Annotated in this window: 20 protein-coding genes; 15 read left to right on the top strand and 5 right to left on the bottom strand. The window is 48.7% G+C overall.

What is annotated here, in order from left to right; all coding sequences use genetic code 11:
- The first annotated feature begins 16 nt into the window (after nt 1–16).
- The 13 genes from AC6R10_RS16110 to AC6R10_RS16050 all read left to right on the top strand — a co-directional run bounded on the left by AC6R10_RS16110 (nt 17) and on the right by AC6R10_RS16050 (nt 12108).
- A complete protein-coding gene (locus AC6R10_RS16110) occupies nt 17–847 on the top strand; it encodes an RcpC/CpaB family pilus assembly protein (protein ID WP_500672876.1) in 831 nt (276 codons plus the stop codon).
- On the top strand, nt 847–2208 hold the full coding sequence (locus AC6R10_RS16105) for a type II and III secretion system protein family protein (protein ID WP_500672875.1): 1362 nt from the start codon (nt 847–849) through the stop codon (nt 2206–2208). Before AC6R10_RS16110 ends, AC6R10_RS16105 begins: the two co-directional genes overlap by 1 nt.
- The gene (locus AC6R10_RS16100; protein WP_500672874.1) at nt 2208–2720 is read left to right on the top strand and encodes a hypothetical protein; all 513 of its coding nucleotides are present in this window, start codon (nt 2208–2210) and stop codon (nt 2718–2720) included. The genes AC6R10_RS16105 and AC6R10_RS16100 overlap by 1 nt, the downstream gene beginning before the upstream one ends.
- Complete coding sequence (locus AC6R10_RS16095) at nt 2720–3955, top strand: CpaE/TadZ family protein (RefSeq protein WP_500672873.1); 1236 nt, start codon at nt 2720–2722, stop codon at nt 3953–3955. The genes AC6R10_RS16100 and AC6R10_RS16095 overlap by 1 nt, the downstream gene beginning before the upstream one ends.
- A complete protein-coding gene (locus AC6R10_RS16090) occupies nt 3952–5226 on the top strand; it encodes a TadA family conjugal transfer-associated ATPase (RefSeq protein ID WP_500672872.1) in 1275 nt (424 codons plus the stop codon). The genes AC6R10_RS16095 and AC6R10_RS16090 overlap by 4 nt, the downstream gene beginning before the upstream one ends.
- Nucleotides 5227–6132 (top strand): type II secretion system F family protein, encoded by a 906-nt coding sequence (locus AC6R10_RS16085; RefSeq protein WP_500672871.1) that lies wholly within the window; start codon nt 5227–5229, stop codon nt 6130–6132.
- Nucleotides 6133–6164: 32 nt separating this feature from the next.
- Entirely contained in the window at nt 6165–6968 is an 804-nt protein-coding gene (locus AC6R10_RS16080) for a type II secretion system F family protein (RefSeq protein ID WP_500672870.1), read from the top strand.
- Nucleotides 6968–7717: a tetratricopeptide repeat protein gene (locus tag AC6R10_RS16075; RefSeq protein ID WP_500672869.1), complete on the top strand. Its 750-nt coding sequence runs from the start codon at nt 6968–6970 to the stop codon at nt 7715–7717. Before AC6R10_RS16080 ends, AC6R10_RS16075 begins: the two co-directional genes overlap by 1 nt.
- A complete protein-coding gene (locus tag AC6R10_RS16070; RefSeq protein WP_500672868.1) occupies nt 7704–8195 on the top strand; it encodes a TadE/TadG family type IV pilus assembly protein in 492 nt (163 codons plus the stop codon). The genes AC6R10_RS16075 and AC6R10_RS16070 overlap by 14 nt, the downstream gene beginning before the upstream one ends.
- Nucleotides 8182–8787: a tight adherence pilus pseudopilin TadF gene (gene tadF, locus AC6R10_RS16065; RefSeq protein ID WP_500672867.1), complete on the top strand. Its 606-nt coding sequence runs from the start codon at nt 8182–8184 to the stop codon at nt 8785–8787. Before AC6R10_RS16070 ends, tadF begins: the two co-directional genes overlap by 14 nt.
- Complete coding sequence (locus AC6R10_RS16060) at nt 8774–10336, top strand: hypothetical protein (RefSeq protein WP_500672866.1); 1563 nt, start codon at nt 8774–8776, stop codon at nt 10334–10336. The genes tadF and AC6R10_RS16060 overlap by 14 nt, the downstream gene beginning before the upstream one ends.
- Nucleotides 10333–10986 carry an OmpA family protein gene (locus AC6R10_RS16055; protein ID WP_500672865.1) on the top strand — a complete coding sequence of 218 codons (654 nt, stop codon included), beginning with the start codon at nt 10333–10335 and terminating at the stop codon, nt 10984–10986. The genes AC6R10_RS16060 and AC6R10_RS16055 overlap by 4 nt, the downstream gene beginning before the upstream one ends.
- A 231-nt stretch (nt 10987–11217) precedes the next feature.
- A complete protein-coding gene (locus AC6R10_RS16050; RefSeq protein ID WP_500672864.1) occupies nt 11218–12108 on the top strand; it encodes a LysR family transcriptional regulator in 891 nt (296 codons plus the stop codon).
- A 52-nt stretch (nt 12109–12160) separates the two neighbouring features.
- Here AC6R10_RS16050 and tkt read toward each other — a convergent pair whose 3' ends face one another.
- Together tkt and tal are read right to left on the bottom strand one after the other, a co-directional pair.
- The gene (gene tkt, locus AC6R10_RS16045) at nt 12161–14152 is read right to left on the bottom strand and encodes a transketolase (protein WP_500672863.1); all 1992 of its coding nucleotides are present in this window, start codon (nt 14150–14152) and stop codon (nt 12161–12163) included.
- An 81-nt stretch (nt 14153–14233) separates the two neighbouring features.
- Nucleotides 14234–15184, bottom strand: a complete 951-nt coding sequence (gene tal, locus AC6R10_RS16040) for a transaldolase (protein ID WP_500672862.1) — start codon at nt 15182–15184, stop codon at nt 14234–14236.
- Between the two features lie 497 nt (nt 15185–15681).
- Here tal and AC6R10_RS16035 point away from each other — a divergent pair, with 497 nt between their 5' ends.
- Nucleotides 15682–16680: a sugar-binding transcriptional regulator gene (locus AC6R10_RS16035; RefSeq protein WP_500672861.1), complete on the top strand. Its 999-nt coding sequence runs from the start codon at nt 15682–15684 to the stop codon at nt 16678–16680.
- Nucleotides 16681–16818: 138 nt separating this feature from the next.
- Here the strand turns inward: AC6R10_RS16035 and AC6R10_RS16030 are convergent, their stop codons facing one another.
- The 3 genes from AC6R10_RS16030 to moeA form a co-directional block, all read right to left on the bottom strand.
- Nucleotides 16819–17655, bottom strand: coding sequence for a sulfurtransferase (locus AC6R10_RS16030; protein WP_500672860.1), 837 nt, complete (start codon nt 17653–17655; stop codon nt 16819–16821).
- Between the two features lie 77 nt (nt 17656–17732).
- Complete coding sequence (moeB, locus tag AC6R10_RS16025) at nt 17733–18491, bottom strand: molybdopterin-synthase adenylyltransferase MoeB (protein ID WP_500672859.1); 759 nt, start codon at nt 18489–18491, stop codon at nt 17733–17735.
- Nucleotides 18492–18503: 12 nt separating this feature from the next.
- A complete protein-coding gene (moeA, locus tag AC6R10_RS16020; RefSeq protein WP_500672858.1) occupies nt 18504–19739 on the bottom strand; it encodes a molybdopterin molybdotransferase MoeA in 1236 nt (411 codons plus the stop codon).
- Nucleotides 19740–19960: 221 nt separating this feature from the next.
- Between moeA and folE the strand changes: the two genes are divergently transcribed.
- Nucleotides 19961–20614, top strand: a complete 654-nt coding sequence (gene folE / locus AC6R10_RS16015) for a GTP cyclohydrolase I FolE (RefSeq protein WP_334551936.1) — start codon at nt 19961–19963, stop codon at nt 20612–20614.
- The last annotated feature ends 115 nt before the right edge of the window (nt 20615–20729 follow it).

The raw sequence follows: 20729 nt of genomic DNA, 5'->3' as shown, positions 1-20729 counted from the left end.
ACGAAGAACACTCATCATGTTGAATTCCAAACTGATTGTGGCGCTGATCTTTTGCGCGGCAATATTAATGGTGCTGGGCGCAGTGGATTTTATGCGCCCGGCGCCTGTCGTGGTCGAGGCCCCTCAAGTACCGCCTGCCGAGCAGCAGTTTACCGTATGGCAAGTAACGCGCCCAAGCTTGCGCGGTGAATACACCAAAGATGTGACCTTATCGCGTGTCGTGTTGACCGAATCGGATGCCCGTAAACAGGGTATTAATGGTGACATTTTACCCAAGCTGACCACGACCACCATTTTACGCAATACAAAGGCCGAAGGCAGTTACCTATTTGAAGAAGACTTAGCGCAGGTCGGTGATGACGACTATATCGAGTTTTTAATCACTCCAGGCAAGGCGTTGTATCCACTAACCATTTCATCGGCCAACCTGATTGAAGGGTTTATTCGTGCTGGGGATTCGATTGATGTGCTGGCGGTGAGTTCGCCCAATGCCAACTTAGCGGATACTCGCCAAGTCAGCCGATTTGATGGGGTAAAAGCGCAAATGCTGCTGGAAAAAATTCGCGTGTTATCGGTTGGGCAAGACAAGAAAGTCAAGAAGAGCGACAGCAAACTCTCAGCACGCCAAGATCAAACCAATGACAGTCGAGTCACTATTATTGTGGAAGTGGACCCTGAGATGATCCCCAAAGTGACCTTGGCGCAGCGCACCATGTATCTCGAAGTCTATAAAAGCCACGAGGCGAAGCTCGCACCGACGACCTACGTCAGTGACATCATCGATAACTATACCGGTGTGATCGAAATTCGCGGTAGCCAGGGCAGTCAACGTGGGGAAGTGTACTAATGTTGAATACGATAATACGCACAGCGGTGCTTAACGCAGCTTTATGTTGTGCCGCCGTTGCCAGTGCGTCTCTATGGAGTTCTCTCGCAAACGCCGACTACTATGTGGCGGTCGATGATGCCAGCCATGTTAAAGTAGAACGTGAGTTAGGTACGGTATTTATCACAAACCCTGACATCGCGGATTATTCGATCAGCGGCAATAAGTCGATCATCTTTTACGGCAAACAGGTGGGTCAAAGCCGTTTTATTGCCTACGACAAGCAGGGGAAAACCATCTTAAATGCGATGGTTCGTGTTGATGTTGGCTTAGATATAGTGCGAGCGCAACTGAGAAAACGCTACCCACACTTAGCGATCAAAGTGACCTCACATGGTGACAAAGTGATTGTGGAAGGGGAAGTGAGTTCAGAGAAAGAGCGCGATGGCATCTATCGCTTAGTCGCCGATTTGCTTGGTCGTCAAGCGGTGCCGCGCTTTGTGAACACCAGCGAAACTGAGCTACCCGACAGCAATCTGGACGAGCAATCTTGGGTCAATTTTTATCGCAACTACCGATATGAAGGGATCATTGAGCAGTTGGTCATGCGTCAGCCATCTCAGATCAACGTCAAAATCTCAGTGGCGCAAGTTACCCAAGGGTTCCAAGAGTCGTTAGGGGTTAACTGGTCTTCATTTGGAGCCGGTTTCGGTGAGTTTGTTATCCAAGATTTTAAAGCAGACAAACTGACCACCATCATCAATGCGATGGGCGATGACAACATTGCTCAGGTGCTCGCGGAGCCTAATCTCACCGTGATGTCGGGCGAGTCGGCGAGCTTTTTGGTAGGCGGTGAGTTCCCGGTCATTTCCTCTACTGATGGCAGTACCAACATCAGCTTTAAAGAGTATGGTGTTAAGTTAGAGCTTTCCGCCAAAGTACAAGACAGTGACAACATCCGCTTGCAGTTGGCACCTGAAGTGAGCGCGATAGACAGCATTATCCGTACCAATGGCATTGTCGCACCGCAATTGAGCCAACGCCGTGCGATGACGACGATTGAACTGGGCGATGGTGACAGCTTTATCTTGGGTGGATTGATGAGTTCGGACGATTTTGAGCAAGTCAGCAAGATCCCTATGTTGGGTGATATTCCTGTGTTAGGCGCAGCGTTTCGTAATGCCAGTACGACACGAAAAAATACCGAATTAGTCATCGTGGCGACAGTGAACCTTGTCAAGCCGACGTCGCCTTATGAGGTGGTCTTGCCACGTATTGAGCCTTCAAGCACGTTGCATCGCTTATTTAATTTGCCACCGAGCGCCAGTAGCCCAGAGCAAGAGCGTTCGATCAAGCTACTTAATCAAGGAGGCTTTTACTGATGAAAGTCATCTTAACCTTATTGGTGATGGCAGCGGTGACTGGTTGTGCCGATCGCGCTCAGCCAATCACAGGCAGTGAAGCGGCGCTCAGCACTCAAACCCAGACCATGACTGTGCAAGCGCGCTCAACCACAAGCTCTGCTAAAGAGAACAACAGTCAGGTAGCACGCGAACTAGAACAACTGATAGAGCGGTATTACCAGCAAGCGCCGACCACATCGCGCACCGCCGTCACATGGCACGTTGTCTATGGTAAGGAGCTAGCAAGCGCGGCACGCAGTGCTCAAGAAGCGCTTGAGCACTACCAGGCCACAGCGCAACTGGAAGAACGTGCAAGTTTTCAGGGCAAAGTGACGCTGACGGTTGTGACGCAAACGCTGTATCTGCCTGAATGTCCGGCGTACGGTTTCAAGCAAACGGCGCGCATTTCTGGCTGCTTTGTGGAAAACAGTCGTGTAATCCAGACTCGTCATCTGGATGCATTAACCCCAGCTGCTAAAGAGGTATTTTGATGTTTGATCTCGCCAAAGCTGTAACGAAAACCGCTGAGCAAAAAGTAAAAAAACAAGGCCCACGTTCGTCTCATCTGTTTTATCAAGATGAGGCGTGCCGTAAAACGGTTGAGAGCTGTTTTGTGTTTGAAGGGTGGAATGAACCGATCAGCATGCGATTGTCAGCCTCACAAAAGTTGGACGCAAAGCAGCTCAGTGACATTGTGATTCTTGAGCTAACCCAGTCGGCGGATGTGATAGAAGACGCGAAACGGTTTGCAACCAAAGTGCCCAACCAGAAGGGTGTTATCGTCATTGGCACGGAAAACTCCATCACGACTTTACGTGGTTTAAAAGAGATGGGCTTTTACTATGTGTTTTGGCCGATCAACCGTGGCGAGTTCACACAATTTATCCGCCATGTATCAGCCAGCCAAGAGAAGTTTTTCGGTGTGAGTGAAAACCGCCGCGCCAAACGTGTCGCAGTGATTGGCGCAAAGGGCGGTGTGGGGACCAGTTATGTGTCGACCTTTATCAGCAAAGTGTTAGCAGAAAAAGGCAGCCAATGCATTTTGGTCGATCACCACTATCGCCATACCAACATCGATATTTTTCTTGGCCTGAAACAGTACCAAAAGCGCGACAATGATGAACTCAGTGGTCACATGTTCGACCTTGATCAGGAGAGTGCGGAAAACTACTTGACCAAAATTGACGATCACCTGTCTGTGCTCGCTTTGGAAGGCCAATCAACTATACAGGCGAACTACGACATCACCACATCGGTGTGCGATTTGTTGACGCGGCGCGGAAATTTTATTGTCGAGGACTATTCGGCGGGCAATGGGGTGGACTATAAACTGACGGATCTGATGCGCAATCAAGACATCTTCGTGGTGGTACTGGATCCGAGTATCGCTTCGGTGCGCAGTGCAAAACGCATCATCGATGCGATTGCGGAACACAATGAAAGCAACATGGCCGAAAAACGCATAGTGATCGTGACTAATTGCCACAAGCCTGAAGGTGCTTTTGCGCTTTCGCGCAAAGAGGTGGAGCACTACCTCTCACGTAAGGTCGATCTCTACAAGCCGTTTGACAAAAAGCAAGTGCAGTCGATTTTAACCGGTCAAGTGCTGGCCACAGAGAAGCGCCGCAGTGAATCGATCATTTCAATTGCAACCTTAATTCAAGGCGAGACCAAGTCCTCACGTCGTTCGTTTTCTCAACGCATGAAAGCAGCTTTTAGCCGATGAACATCAATAAAGATATTTACCTGAATTTTCGCCACCAAATCTTTGAAGTTATGGATGCACAAATGATTGCCTCCATGGACAAAGAAGGCTTGCGAACTCAGTTAAGCAACGCTGTTAATGCCTTGGCTGACAATCACTCACGCCCAGTCACAACAACCGTACGTGCTCAAATTATTAAAGGCCTGTTTGATGAGATCACTGGGCTTGGGCCAATTCAATCATTGATTGAAGATGACTCGATTACGGACATTATGGTGAACGGGCCAAACCAAATCTACTTTGAGCGTAAAGGGAAAATCCACAAGTCGGACATTACTTTTGTCAATGAGTCGCAATTGCTTGAGATTGCGAAACGTATTGCGAGTCGTGTTGGGAGAAGGGTCGATGAGTCGAGTCCGCTGGTCGATGCCCGCCTAGAAGACGGTAGCCGAGTCAATATTATTATTCCACCTATTGCGTTAGATGGCTCGTCCATTTCCATCCGTAAGTTCCGTAAGCAACGTATTTTACTCGAAGACTTAGTGGAGTATGACAGTGTCTCTTACGATTTGGCGAAGGTGCTGATGATCGCTGCTCGTTGTCGTCTCAATATCCTTATTTCTGGGGGGACTGGTTCGGGTAAAACCACGCTTCTCAACGTGATGTCTAATTTTATTGGTGAAGATGAACGCATTATCACCATTGAAGATGCGGCGGAACTTCAGCTTCAACAGCCCCATGTAATTCGCTTAGAGACACGCGCCGCGAGTATCGAAAATACCGGGAAAATCAGCCAACGTGACTTGATCATTAACTCGCTACGTATGCGCCCAGATAGGGTCATTCTTGGTGAGTGCCGTGGAGAAGAAGCGTTTGAGATGCTGCAAGCGATGAACACGGGCCATGATGGTTCGATGTCAACATTGCATGCCAATACTCCCCGAGATGCTATCGCTCGCGTTGAGTCTATGGTGATGATGGCTGGGCTCAACCAGCCAATTGATGCGATCCGCCGGAATATTGTTAGTGCGGTTCATCTCATCGTTCAGGTGAATCGTCTGCGCGACGGCTCGCGTAAGGTGACCAGTTTGAGCGAGGTAGTTGGAATGGAAGGCGACAACGTGGTGCTTGAAGAGATCTTTAGTTACCAGTTTGCCGAAGAGCAATATGATGCTGAGCGTGTTCAAGGAAAATTTGTCACCAATGGCATTATGCAGCGCTCGGAACTGGTCAAACGCGCGAACTATTTTGGCCTGTATGATGAACTCATGAGTGCGTTTCGGGGGCGATAGATGGTGTATGTGATACTCGCCTTGGTTCTGGTTGCCGTCGCTGCCGTATTGATGCGCATTGAGAGTAAGAAACTCAAACAAAACTACTTAACTGAACAGTTGACGAAAGAAAACGAAGAGTCAACCGCTGTGAATCTGGCTCTTCTCAATCGCAGTGGTTGGCAAGACTTTGTCTCGCAAAGCCGAATTGCGCTACAAAGCCAGTTTGGTCAACGATACGTGTTGTACACCAGTCTGATCGTTGTGGGGCTGCTCTCGGTATCACTCTATTTGCAGAGGTTGCTTGAGTTGAGTTCGCCTTGGATTGTATTTGCGCTACCGGCATTGGGTTTTGTCTACATGGTGTTTTGGTCTCGTTCAAAGCGCCGCTCAGAGTTCGAGCAGCTTTTTCCTGATGCACTCAATATTATGATGAGCTCTATCACTGCGGGCGAGAGTGTTACCCAATCTATCATTCATGTGGGTAAAGCGCTTGATAACTCCATCGGCTATCAGTTTCGTGATATGGGGGAGCGACTCAAACTGGGAGAGCCCGTTGAGCAGGTTTTTGCTCGGGCGAATAAGTATTTTCCTTACCCTGTGTTTCTATTCTTTACCGTCACGGTTCGCGCCAATATTTCTCGGGGTGGGCAGCTCAAAAGTGTGATGGCAAAGTTGATTCGCGTTTTGGTGGACGCGCGCACCATGGAGAAAAAGAAGGGGGCGATGACGTCGGAAGCGCGGCTGTCAGCCAAGATCGTTGGATCGTTACCATTCCTTTTTATGCTGCTACTGAGCTACATCAACCCCAAAAACATTGATTTTGTGCTCACCGATGAGAGTGGGCGTTACATCCTCTATTACGTTTTGATTAGTGAGGCGATTGGGATGTTTATTATTTGGTTACTGATACGCAGCGTGAGGTAAAGGTGGAGCTTTTATTCCTATTGGTACTTGCCGTGTTACTCACGTTAATTTTGAGTGCAGTCTACTTTCAATTGGCCAAGAAGCGCCGAATTGAAATGTTTTTGCCACAAAACAACCCCAGCCTTGTTGAACGTTTTCATGCTCTATTTGCTGATAAGGAGAAGCAAGATCTAGAAGACAAATTCATTGAAGCGGGTATTTATAACGTTCACCTCGCGCGTTTCTATCTTGCGGGCAAGGTTCTGGCGTTGGTTGCAGTCAGTATCGCGTTAATGTGGTCAGGCTGGTCTCTCATCGTTTGCGCCAGTGTGGGTTTGGTGGCACTGATTGTGATCATAGTGGGGCCAGATGCCTATTTGTCACTGCGGAAAAAAGCGATCATTGCGCGCTGCTCTCGCCAGTTGCCCTATATGCTCGACATGATGGCGATTTGTGTCCAAACCGGCATGACGATTGAAGCGTCGTTAGCGTATTTGTCCGTTGAGCTAAAAGGCTTTGATAAAGACTTGTGTTACCACATAAAAGTCACGTCAGATGCCGCCAAAGTGAAAGGATTAGCCAAAGCGCTCTATGAGCTTGGAGAGCGGATACCCACTAACGAAGTACGCAGTTTTACCATGATGCTTATCCAGAATATTCAGTTTGGTACCTCGATCGCACAGGTACTATCCGAACTCTCGGAAGATATGCGCAAGCATCAGTTGCTCACGGTGGAAGAGAAGATTGGTAAGCTCGCGGCCAAGATGAGTATCCCACTGATTCTATTGATTATGTTTCCTATTGTTGTGCTGATTTTGGCACCTGGTTTTATGATGCTGCTAAAAGGAATGTACTAATGAGAGCCTGGTTAACGATATCGGCGTTACTGACATTGGCTGGGTGTGTGACCACCGAGCCTTTGGTCAATGAAGAGCAGAACTACCTCAATGCGGGTAACTATGCAGGCTTGATTGAAAAGTCCAAACGTGAATTGACTGCGAGCCCAGGCGACCCTGCGATCATGAATAAGCTAGCGGGCTATTATTACGAAATTGACGATTTGGAATCGGCGAGTTTTTACGCTGATCAGCTATTGAACTCAGAGGATCAACCCGCGTCATTATGGTTCTTACGGGCAAAAATTGCAGCAAAACAAGAGCGCTACCCAGCAACAATCCAAACGGCTCAGCAGGCAAAAATGATGGGCTATCAAGCGGCGGATGCCGATGTGCTACTGGGTATGGCATACAGCTTAACTGAGCAGTACGGGGCGGCGCGTAAGGCGTTTAATCAAGCTCGTCTAAAAGGCTACGACGAGAAAGTCGTGAAAAACAACCTTGCCCTCACTTACTTGCTTGAAGGGGATTACCTGAATGCGTATCAGCGCTTTGAACAGCTGCACCGAGAGTATCCAGCGGAAGATAAAATTAAGGTCAATTTAGCGATGACCTATTTGAAGCTTGGTCAGCACGATGAGGCGCATCACTTGCTCGGAACAACGCTCTATGTGAGTGATGAAAAGCCTGTGAGCGCCATAGAGCCTGCGCCTGAGTTAATGGTTGACTCCAGTGATGACAAAGAAGAGGGGATAGATGAAAACCAATAGCTCCCCTCACAAACATCAACGCGGTATCGCTACCATCGAGTTCGCTTTTGGCGCCTTTTTGCTGTTTTGGCTCGTGTTCGCCTGCTTTGAGCTAAGCCGCTATTTCTACTGCATCAACTTAGTTGAAACAGCGGTAAGAGATGCGGCGAGAGATACTCGAGTCAGCGAAATACATGAGTTGGGTTCTCAGTATGACTCTATGTACAAAGCGTTTTTAAACAACAAGCACCGAGTGTGGCGTTTTATGCTCGATGACATCGATATTGAACGTAGTGAGATGCGGTTTTATCAAAGCTTGGAGGCAGTATTGGCCGATCACCCAACTGTCACCCCGTGGGCTCCGTTCGCCAAGGTGACGGTTAGCGCAACTTATCATCCACTCTTCCTTTTGAGTGATTGGCTGACAATAGATATCAGACGCTCGGCATTTTTAGTGCAGGAACATGAGGGTTGGGGGCTATTAGATGGCACTTACTAGCAGACATAAAGTTCATCAAGCAGGCAATTTTTCTGTGGAGCTGGCGTTGGTGTTGGTGTTGGCGTGTGGTTTTTTTTACTGCGTTAGCGATCTCAGTGGTCAGTTGATTCGCCAATCACGCTTGGACACGGTTGCCTACACGTTGACCAATGTGATTAAAGAGCGCGATAAATTTTTTGAAGGGACCGCTTGGTATTGGTTGAACGAAAACGATGAATCGGAATATGAGCTGCTGGATCAATTGGCTTTGATGCTATTAAAGGAATCAGACAGCTTAATTACGCAGTCATCGGATTACGGTATTTCGTTTGAAGTTGCGGTGGCAAGTGGGCTTTCGGGGATATATTGTCAGCGTCCAATCGGTCGCGATGCGATAGAGTGCGACTGGGATGGAGATGAGTGGTCAGAAGATCTTAAAAGTTTTGTGCCACAAGATCACAACAAAGATGATGACGATCTGCTCTACGCGTATCGTGTCGCGATATCAATACAAACCACATCGATGTTTTCACGTTTCTTTGGTGAGTATGACCAGTTGACCCTCCGTTCATTTGCCATACTACCAGGGAGGTTCTTTGATGCTGAAGGTTAAACGTGCTTACCGTTCAAAAGCAAAACAACGCGGTGCGGCAGGTATCTACTTAGGGTTGGCCTTGATTCCAGTGTTGAGTATGACGTTTTTAGCGATTGAAGGAATACGATACGTTCAAACGCAAAACCGATTAGGTGATGCGGCAGAGGCTGCGGCGTTCGCCGTAGCGCTACAAGCGAGAGGCACGTCGCCAAGCAGTAACGACAAAGTCTTGAGTGAGTTTGCTAAGCATTATATCCGCGAGTATGTCCAAGACAGTGAGATTGGTAATGAAGATTTTCTATTAGACATCAAGCTGTCTAAAGATAACCCTGAACAAGGATTTTTTGACCAGTATCGAGTTGATGTGCAAACCACCCATAAAAGCTGGTACGCCAGTGATTGGCTACCAAGTTTTAATCAACGCGAGAAAGTGGGGAACTCCGCGTTAGCTCGCAACTATCCTGAGTTGTTTGGCGGTAAAGAGACGGATCTGATTTTTATTTCCGACTTCTCAGGATCGATGAACGAGAATAGACGGATTCAATCGCTAAAAAAGGCGATCAAAGACATCTCCACTGGAATTTTGTCAACCAATGATGGCGACAAAATGACCCACAGAATTGGCTTTATTCCGTTTAATCTGCGTACGATTGAGCGCCACGACAATACGCTCTATTGCAAAACGTATCTGGAATACAACCAAAAGACACCAACAGGTTCAGGTTATGCATCGTTTGGGGAAGTGGATTGGATGACGTGGGCGTTGCAGTCGCAGACCACAGCGAACCGTTGTGCGAGTAACAGCAGGAACTGTCCATCGGGTACGCAGCAATCGCACGCCAAAATGGCGCATTATATTACGAGAAACAATTGGTTGGATGCTGATCAAGGATTGCCAGATAGGCTGCATTGGGTCGATTTAGATAAAACCTTAGTCTCTCTCTTTGATGAAGACAAACATGCCTACGCGGGAGATTTTAGAGCACAAGCGGCGAACTTATTTGGTGATAAAATTGGTCTTTGTCTCAATACCGATAGCGCGGGTAAATGGGCCAATTTTGAGAGTATCGAGCTGACCGATAATCAGAGTGAGATTGATAAAGTGCAATCCATGCACGCCGCCGGCTGGACGAGCGCCTACCAAGGCATTTTGGGCAGCACCAAGATGATGATGCGCGGCAAGCCGAAAGATTTTGATCAATTGGAGGATGAGGATCAAGAGCGCTACAACAAACGCATCAAGATGTTTTTGATCATCAGCGATGGGCAAGAAAACCCTTGGCAGGACACACTAGAACAGCTAGTCGACAAAGGGATGTGTTCAAAGATGCTCGAATACTTTACGCATGATGAGGATTCACCGGCCTATATGGGGGTAATCGGCCTCGATTTCAAAGCGTCTAACCACAAAGCGTTTAAGAAGTGCGTGGGTGAAGACAACATTATTGATATCGATAATGCTGATGACTTACTTGAAGCAATTTTAGAGATGTTGCAATCCGGCTCCGGCGGCGCGCAAAAGATGCAAACTAAACTTCACTATCGATTTTCTGAGGTTAACGAATGAACAAAATATACGGGATAGGCACTGCGAGCTTGTTTGTGGTGGGCTGCGTTCAAACGCCAACCGCCCAGCCGCCACAGGTGGACCTGCAAGCCAATCACAATGAGGTGATGCCGCGAGTGGTCGCTTGTGGGAAGCGCGAAGTGATGGTCACTGAAACGATAGAAAGCTCACACCAGGCTTGGGTGATGCACCGATCTGGCCAGTTGGTCAGTGCTGCTCACGCCAGTGATGGGGCAATCCATATGGACGTCAGCAAGACGAATACGCTCGTGCGCAGCGAGTGCTACGAATACGCAGACAGCCAAATAAAAGAGGGCGACGCGCCGTTTGCGATCGTCTATTTTGATTTTGATAAAGCCACTTTAACCGAAGCATCGAAACAGGTGCTCGATCAGGTGTATCAGCAATTTAAAGTGCCAGCGCCTCGTCTGTCCATCGAAGGACACACTGATAATGTCGGTACGGCAGGTTACAACCATGCGTTGGGTCTCGCACGTGCCGAAACGGTCGCATCGTACTTAATTCAAAAAGGGTACAACAAGGAAGAATTAAACACGGTAAGTTATGGTTTTGAAAGAGCATTAACTCCGAATGATACACCCGAAGCGCGAGCAAAGAATCGCCGCGTTGATTTAGTGACCACTAATTAAGCTTCTCCATTTATAGGCAGTTGTAATGACCTGTCTTTTTTCCATTTGGCGTGGCTTTGCCACGCATTTTTTTGTGTTCTTAAATCTCACTAATAATACAAATGGGAATAAAGCAATCGTTTATATGAAATTATTTTCACTAAACTATTGTGCGCTTGTTTTTTATGGGTGACTATTCCATATAAACAAAAAGAAGTTCACAACGTAATACACTTGTTGCCGGGGAAAGTGATGTCAGTAAATTTAGATCAGGTTGAAGCGTTTGTTGCTGCCGCAGATAGCGGTTCATTCAGTGCCGCTGCAAAAAAACTGGGAAAGTCTCAAGCCACGATTAGTGTAGCGATTCAAAACCTTGAAATAGACCTTAATGTGCAACTGTTTGATCGCTCAAAGAAGTTGCCGATTCTGACAGAAAGTGGTAAGCATGTGCTGCACCTCTCTCGCGATCTATTAGAACAATCCAAAGCCTTTTTAGTGTCGGTGAGTAACGTTTCTAGCCGAGAAGCGCCAATGATCAATATCGGATTGGACCCAAAAATCCAAACGGAATGGGTGTTAAATCCATTGATTGAATATATGTCTACTTATCAAGATAACAAAGTTAATATTGTTCAGCAAAGCACGTTAGACTTACAAAAGAAATTGTTTTGCGATGATTTGGATGCAGTAATCGGCACCTTTTTTGAGTTTGATTCAACCCTCTACTGTGATTACCCCATTACAGAAGTATCCGCCAGTTGGTATATTAATCCCATTATTTGGGCGTTTAAAGACAAAGAACTGACGTTACAACGAATGATAACCTTAGCGTTATTGACGCCGATGAATACAACGGAAGTTCTATTGGATGAAATTAAATACTGTAAACGTCATATTCAAATAGAAAGTATCGATGGCTTGCTCAATAGCTGCGTGCAGGGGTTAGGGATCGCCTATTTGCCAGATCATGTAGCGAAAGAGCAACTTAATGAAGGGAAACTGATCAAACTCAACTCTTTTGTTTCGAGAATCAACAGTGATCGTTGGTTGGTCTCGCTGCGGGTGAAACGCTCAAAAAGTCATCTCCCTGAATTGGACCTATTGAAGGTGCTCTACCTCGATAAAATTTCTCACGAATACTAAAATACCCCGCTATCACTAGCGGGGCATCGCATATCACAAACTAATCCGTCCGTTAACCGATCAGTGTTTTCGCGGTTTTCACCACGTTTTCTGTCGTGAATCCGAACATTTTGAACAGTTCGCCTGCAGGTGCGGATTCACCGAAGGTGGTCATACCGATGATCTTGCCGCCGAAGCCCACATACTTGTACCAGAAATCAGCAATACCTGCTTCGATGGCGATACGTGCGGTCACATCTGATGGCAGTACGGATTCACGGTACGCAGCGTCTTGTTTGTCAAAGGCATCGGTTGATGGCATTGAAACAACACGCACTTTCTTCCCTTCCTTGGTGAGCTCAGCCGCAGCGTTAACCGCGAGCTCAACTTCAGAGCCTGTTGCGATAAGGATAAGCTCTGGCTTGCCTTCACAATCTTTCAGGATGTAACCACCGCGAGCGATGTTAGCGACTTGCTCTTCGCTACGCTCTTGCTGTGCAAGGTTCTGACGAGAGAAGATGAGCGACGTTGGGCCGTCTTTACGCTCAATAGCTAGCTTCCAAGCTACCGCAGATTCAACTTGGTCACATGGGCGCCATGTGCTCATGTTTGGCGTGAGACGTAGCGATGCCATTTGCTCAACCGGTTGGTGAGTCGGACCATCTTCGCCAAGGCCGATAGAGTCGTGTGTGTACACTTGGATGTTCTGAACTTTCATCAGAGCCGCCATGCGCATTGCGTTACGAGCGTATTCCATGAACATGAGGAAAGTTGCGCCGTATGGTACGAAACCACCGTGCAGAGCGATACCGTTCATGATCGCTGTCATACCGAATTCACGTACACCGTAGTGGATGTAGTTACCAGATGGATCTTCCGAAGAAACAGACTTAGAGCCAGACCACATGGTGAGGTTAGAAGGCGCAAGGTCAGCCGAGCCACCTAGGAATTCTGGTAGCATCGCACCGAACGCTTCTAGCGCGTTTTGAGAGGCTTTACGTGATGCGATGTTGGCTGGGTTCGCTTGAAGATCAGCGATGATGGCGCTGGTTTTCTCTTCCCACTCGGCAGGTAGCTCACCGTTTACGCGGCGTTTGAATTCTGCTGCAAGCTCTGGATATGCTGCTTCATAATCTGCCAGTTTCTCGTTCCACGCTGCTTCCTTAGCTGCGCCTGTCTCTGTCGCGTCCCATTGCGCGTAGACATCTTGCGGAATGTCAAAAGGACCGTGCTCCCAACCTAGTTCTTTACGTGTCGCTGCAATTTCTTCAGCGCCGAGAGGTGCACCGTGACAGTCGTGTGAACCCGACTTGTTCGGCGAGCCAAAACCGATGATGGTTTTCGTACAGATTAGAGTAGGGCGAGGGTCCGCTTTAGCGGCAATGATGGCGGCGTTGATCGCTTCTGGATCGTGACCGTCTACTGCTGGGATGACGTGCCAACCGTACGCTTCAAAACGCTTCGGCGTATCGTCAGAGAACCAACCTTCAACGTGACCATCGATAGAGATGCCGTTGTCATCCCAGAACGCGATCAGCTTGCCAAGGCCTAGCGTACCTGCTAAAGAACAGGCTTCGTGCGAGATACCTTCCATCAGACAGCCATCACCCATGAATGCGTAGGTGAAGTGGTCAACGATATCATGGCCCGGTTTGTTAAATTGCGCTGCGAGCGTTTTTTCCGCTAGCGCCATACCGACTGCGTTAGTGATACCTTGGCCAAGTGGACCTGTAGTGGTCTCGATACCCGGTGCGTAGCCATACTCTGGGTGGCCTGGCGTTTTAGAGTGCAGTTGACGGAAATTTTTCAGGTCGTCAATCGATAGCTCGTAGCCGCTAAGGTGCAACAATGAGTAAATCAGCATAGAGCCGTGGCCGTTTGAAAGCACAAAACGGTCGCGGTCAGCCCACTCTGGGTTTGAAGGGTTGTGGTTGAGGTGAGAGCGCCACAACACCTCAGCGATGTCTGCCATACCCATAGGTGCGCCCGGGTGACCTGAATTGGCTTGTTGTACGCCGTCCATGCTCAGCGCACGAATGGCATTGGCTAAATATTTGCGATCCATAATAAATACCGACTAGTAGATGGTTTCTTAAAAAGATGTGAAGAGGGGAACGCAAACGTTCCCCTTTTTAAATTCTGTTGATTAAAGTTTCGCTTCAATCATGGCTTCAAGTTTGCCTTGGTCGACAGCGAAGTTGCGAATACCTTCTGCCAACTTCTCAACCGCCATTGGGTCTTGGTTGTGCTCCCATAGGAACTCAGCGTGTGTCATTGGTGCAGGACGCTCAGCGGCGCCTTTAGAGTCAACCAGCTTCTCAACCACTTCACCTTCAGCTGATTCGAGCTCAGCAAGAAGAGCAGGTGCGATAGTGAGACGGTCACAGCCAGCGAGTTCTAGGATTTCGCCGATGTTACGGAAGCTTGCGCCCATAACGACGGTGTGGTAGCCGTACTCTTTGTAGTAGTTGTAGATCTTAGTAACAGAAAGTACGCCTGGATCTTCTTGAGCTTCAAAGTCACGACCTTCCTTCGCCTTGTACCAATCCATAATGCGGCCAACGAATGGCGAGATGAGGAATACACCCGCTTCAGCACACGCACGAGCCTGAGCGAAAGAGAAGAGTAGAGTAAGGTTACAGTTGATGCCTTCTTTCTCAAGGATTTCTGCTGCGCGGATACCTTCCCAAGTAGAAGCCAGTTTGATCAGGATGCGATCGTTGGTGATGCCTGCATCATTGTACATTTTCACCAGTTGGCGTGCTTTCGCGACACTGCCTTCGGTGTCGTAAGAGAGGCGAGCATCCACTTCGGTAGAGATACGGCCTGGAATGGTTTTTAGGATCTCTTTACCGATGTTAACAGCCAGCATGTCGCAGGTGTCTTGAACTTGTTGCGCTTTGTCGCTGCTTTGAGATTTTGCATAGGCAATCGCGTCATCGATAAGAGGGGCATACTCAGCAATTTGTGCCGCTTTAAGAATCAAAGATGGGTTCGTAGTGGCGTCTTCTGGTTGGTATTTTTTTATCGCTTCAAGTTCACCAGTGTCAGCGACGACAGTTGTCAGTTTACGAAGTTGTGCGAGTTTGTTGCTCATTTCGATCATCCTATTTCTTGGGTGTCCACATCCGTACCTAAGATGTGTGCGGTGCATTGGCAAGCGAGTGCGCGGATCGTCTTATGAATTTGATGCGTTAGTGTCATAAAAAGGCGAACCACGACCACAATGTTTCCAGCGTCTGAGCAGTTGTTGTGAACATTTGCTCTAACGTTGAGTAAATGATGGGTCCATAATTATCTGATCTGGGGTTAAAGTCAATGCTAGATCCTGATGTTCAGTGAGCTTTATCAAGCTTTATTTGTCTTGGCATGACGCCAAAAATTGATGAAACGTTTGCGCGCCCAAAGCTAGCGAGAACATTGGGTTGAACTGGGTCAAAATTCTTATGAGAAAATGTATCGACGGTGAGCAAATGTTGGTGTTTGATGAGAGGGTGACATATGCTACGAGCTTGAGCGTTTGTTACAGACGGATATCCATTCCATCTAACTCGGTAAGTCCTGATTGAATCGCAAGGACAATAAAGGTGAAGCATGAGTAAAACACAGCAAGAGGTCTCGGTTGATAGCACCGATTTATTGACAGAAATCTCGGTGGCTTACTATCAAGATGGGGCAACCCAGGAAGAAATATCCAAAAAATTTGCCGTCTCGCGCGCCAAAGTCGGGCGGATGTTAAAGCAGGCCCGTGACGAGGGCATCGTTGAAATTACCGTCAAATATCACCCAGTGTTCAGCGCCAAAATTGAGCAACGCTTGATTGAGCGCTTTGGCGTGAAGCGCGCACTCGTCGCGCTCGATCAGCCCAGTGAAGAGTTGCAACGCCAGCAAGTGGCGGGGTTGGTCTCGCGCTATATGGCGAGCACGTTACAAAATGGCACTGTGGTGACGGTCGGGCAAGGGCGCAACGTCTCAGCGGTTGCCCACCATGTCGGTGTGATCCCACAACGCGAGGTAAAATTTGTCTGTGGGATTGGCGGTATACACCCGCGCGGTGGGATGTTTAATGCTGACCATATTTGCCGTCAGTTTGCCAAAAGTTATGGCGGCAGTTCAGAAACCCTCTATGCCCCTGCTTATGCAGAGAACCGCGAACAAAAACTGGCGTTTATGCAAAACGGTACGGTAAAGCAGACGTTAGATCTCGCGCGCAAAGCCGATGTCGCCCTAGTGGGCATCGGTGACATGAGTGAAAACAGCTATATGGTCGATTTGGGCTGGTTCAGTGCGGAAGAAGTTGTTCAGGCGCGTATGCAGCAGGGGATCGTTGGGGATTTTGCTGGCTATGACTTTTTTGACATCCACGGCGTAAGTGCGACCACAGTGATGAGCGACAGGGTTATAGGGCTGGGCATCGAAGAATTTAGGCCCATCTCGCAGGTGATCGCCATAGCGGCAGAAAACAGTAAGCCTTTGGCTCTGCTGGGCGCATTGCGAACCGGCGTTATCGATGTTATCGCGACCAGTGTCAGCAATGCTTTGACCGTACTGAACTTGGATGAACAAATGAACCCAGTGGGGGATTCAAACTAGCACCACCGCGTCAGGGCGCGGTGGTGTTTTAGGTGTTTGTGAACTGGATTAAGCGGTCCTAAACCGTTTCATTTGCATGTCGAGGTATTGCGCCACTTCTGCCAGTTCAGTAGCGGAAATCGCAATGTGTTTAGTGGGTCAGCACTCGATAGGCAGGTCAGGGAGACTTCCCCATTCCGTCCATGAACCGTCATAGACCTGCAGTTGGCGATGGCCGAGCTCATACGCCGCGAGGGCTAAAATGCAAGCGGTGACGCCAGAGCCACAGCTGAATACTAACGGTTGGTTGTCATTGTGCGCGGCAAGACGTGATGCAAATACCGAAGTGAGAGCCTCACGGTCTTTCATTTGCCCGTTGTCGATGAGTAAAGAAAAAGGCAAGCATTGAGAGTGGGGAATATGACCACTACGTATCCCTTCTCTGGGTTCCGGTACTTGGGCATCAAATCGGGCTTGTGAGCGGGCATCGAGTATGGTTGCTTTGTTGGTATTGGCAAACGCTAGAACACTATCAGCATGGATAAATCCAGTTTGGCTACGTTGGCCCTGGAAGCTCCCCAACCCTTTGGATTCATTGTGGATTGGTTGCGTCGCATAACCTTGCGCTATCCAAGCAGGTAGGCCGCCGTTAAGCACATAGACCTGCTCGTGGCCCATGCTTTTTAGCATCCACCAAGCACGCGGCGATGCGAAAGTGCCCGTGTTGTCGTACACCACAATCACACTGTCATTGTTTAAACCCAATGCTTGGGCTTGACGGTTAAAGGCGCTTTCACTTGGCATCATATGCGGCAAGCCATAACTGGGATCGTGAAAATCGTCATCATAGTCAAAGCGCAGCGCGCCGGGGATCACCTCATCAAGCACTGGCGCAGGCGTATTGGGGATCTGGAATGAAATACTGGCATCCAATACCACCAGCTCTGGGCGATGAAGGTGCTCACGGAGCCAGTGGGCGTTAACGAGTGCTGACATTGATTTTCCTTATTCGTTTTCGGTGCTGATTTAGGTGCGCCTGTTAGATGTGATTTGAGCCACGTCCAGACAGGCTGTTACTGCTGTGAGCCGCAGACCTGACAATCAGGTTGTTTCATCAGTGCCATTTCACGCCAGTTGAGTGTCAGCGCGTCAAACATGAGGAGTTTACCTTCACAAGGCTGACCAAAATGGGTGATGACTTTGATTGCCTCGAGTGCCTGCATCGCGCCGATAATTCCGACCACGGGAGACATAACACCGGCCTCCACGCAGCTCAGCGCATTGGCGCCAAATAGCGCGCTCAGGCACTGGTAACACGGTTTACGCGCGTCTTGGTAAGTGAATACGCTTACTTGTCCTTCCATGCGGATCGCTGCGCCAGAAACAAGTGGAACTTTATGAGTAAAACAAAGGCGGTTTAGCTGATTGCGTGTTTCTACGTTGTCACTGGCATCGATCACAAGAGAATGAACGCCGATCAGCTGGGAGAGACGAATGTCGTCCAAACGCGACTCGACCGTATGCACGACGACGTGCGGATTCAATTGACCTAGAGACTCCGCCGCAGATTGGACCTTTTTCTTGCCAATGTCTTGGTCATGATGGAGCACTTGGCGCTGAAGGTTCGACAGCTCAACCTCATCATCGTCAACCAAGGTCAAGGTACCGATGCCAGCGGCGGCGAGGTATTGACTGGCCGCGCAGCCAAGGCCGCCGGCGCCCAGAATGAGGACAGAGGCCTCTTTGAGGGTTTCTTGACCGTCAAAATCAAAATCGCGCAAGATAATTTGGCGATTGTAACGGAGCATTTCTTGATCAGATAACATCACCAAGTTCCCCCCTTATTAGTACAAGGTTGAATTAAAGAGCTGAATGTGAACGGTTTCGCCTTCGGCAACATTGCCCCGTTCGCGCTCCAAAATCACGAAACAGTTGGCAAGGCTCATAGAACGAAAGGCGCCAGAGCTCTGATTACCTGTCGTTTCAACCACAAATTGCCCATTTTCGATTCGGTAGATACCACGTTGATAGTCTGTACGCCCCGGCGATTTTTTGAAGGCGGTGTGGGTCACGGCGGGAATCATTGGCGGCGCCTGCCACTGCGTGTGTCCGGCTAATTTCGCTAACATGGGTTGCACCAGCACGTATAGGGTCAAAACCGCAGAGACGGGGTTACCCGGCAGCCCACAAAACCACGCACTGGAGAGTTGACCAAACGCGAACGGTTTGCCCGGCTTGATCGCCAACTTCCAAAAACCAATTTCGCCGAGCTGTTCGAGGATGTCTTTGGTGTAGTCCGCTTCACCGACACTGACGCCACCCGAGGTCACCACCACGTCAGCCAGTCTTTGTGCCTGTTCAAATGTTGCGGCCAGCTTTTCAGGGCAGTCGGGTACTATGCCTAAATCAATCGGCTCACAGCCAAACTTTTCAATCAGCGGTTTGATGCCGTAGCGATTGCTGTCGTAGATTTGTCCGTCAAGTAGAGGTTCGCCGAGTGGCTTCAATTCATCCCCTGTGGAGAAAAACGCTACTCTAGGTTTACGTACCACATCAACATGACTTACCCCCAGCGTCGCGATCATGGGAATATCGCGGGCCGTCAGTCTCGCCCCTTTGGGTAACACCACATCGCCTTGGCGAATATCATCTCCGGTTGGGCGAATATTGTTGTTGGGTTTGACATCGGTTTGCAGAAAGCGAATACCCTCATCACTCACTTCGGTATTTTCTTGCATGACCACGGCGTCGGCACCGTCAGGAATTTTTGCACCAGTCATGATGCGAATGCAGCTTCCTGCTGGCCATTCACCTTCAAACGGTTGGCCTGCAAAAGATTTACCCGCCAGTGGCAAGATCGCTTGCTTGGACAGATCCGCACGCCTGATGGCATAGCCATCCATCGCAGAGTTATCAAAAGGGGGCACATTAATAGGCGAGAGAATATCTTGTGCAAGTACAAAACCGATCGCGTCGGCGAGCGGTAAGCGTAGGGTGGTTTGAATCGGCTTAATCGGCGATAGCATTTTTTCCATCGCTTCTTCAATGGGCATTAGGCCCGGTGCGTCACAGCATCCCATAGAGTAAATTCCGTTGTTTTGATTATTATTCGCCCCAAATAACCACAGGCGTTTAGGGTTGACTTAATGGTTGACACTCTACCATACAAAAAGCAGCACAAATCAATCCCCGTCAGTAAAATGTGGATGTAATTATTCAAAAATCCGAGTATCCTTGTCAGCCATCCGAAAGGGGTAAATATCCCGATTTGACGGCAGTTAGAGTATTAAGAGGAAGTCGAATGTCAGGTCTTAGCGAGTCCGCGAAGTTAGTAAAAGAGGCGCTAGAACGTCGCGGGTTAGAAACCCCGATGGTGCCCAACGAATTTAGCCGAGACGAAAAGAAGCAGAAGATCGAGCATCACATGCGTGAGATCCTCGCCCTGCTTGAGTTAGACCTAAGTGACGACAGTTTGGAAGAGACGCCGCATCGCATCGCCAAAATGTACGTGGATGAGATTTTCTCTGGCTTGGATTACGCCAACTTCCCTAAGATCACCGTGATTGAAAATAAGATGAACGTCAGTGAGATGGTCCGTGTTAAAGACATCACCGTGACGAGCACTTGCGAGCACCACTTAGTGACGATCGATGGTCGTGCAGCGGTGGCGTACATTCCGCGCGGTAAAATCATCGGTTTGTCCAAAATTAACCGCATCGTACGATTTTTTGCTCAGCGTCCACAGGTCCAAGAGCGAATGACTCAGCAGATCTTGGTGGCCTTGCAAACCTTATTGGAGTCGGACGATGTCGCGGTAACGATTGATGCCACTCACTATTGTGTCAAATCTCGCGGTGTGATGGACGCGACCAGCGAAACCACCACCACGGCGTTGGGGGGGATTTTCAAATCGAACCCCGCGACCCGACATGAGTTTTTACACGGTATTCGATAGATAAGTAAAAACCGCTTCTTGTGAAGCGGTTTTTCGTTTTACCCATTTTAAGCGTAACGAGCGCAGACCAAGCGCTTGTTACAGTCGCCACCGCGCGAACCCATATTGAAACAAC

The sequence above is a fragment of the Vibrio sp. R12-SG2-ISO1 genome, assembly GCF_059834045.1.
The sequence above is the reverse complement of the archived record's forward strand: the minus strand, read 5'-3'. Positions and strand labels throughout refer to the sequence as shown.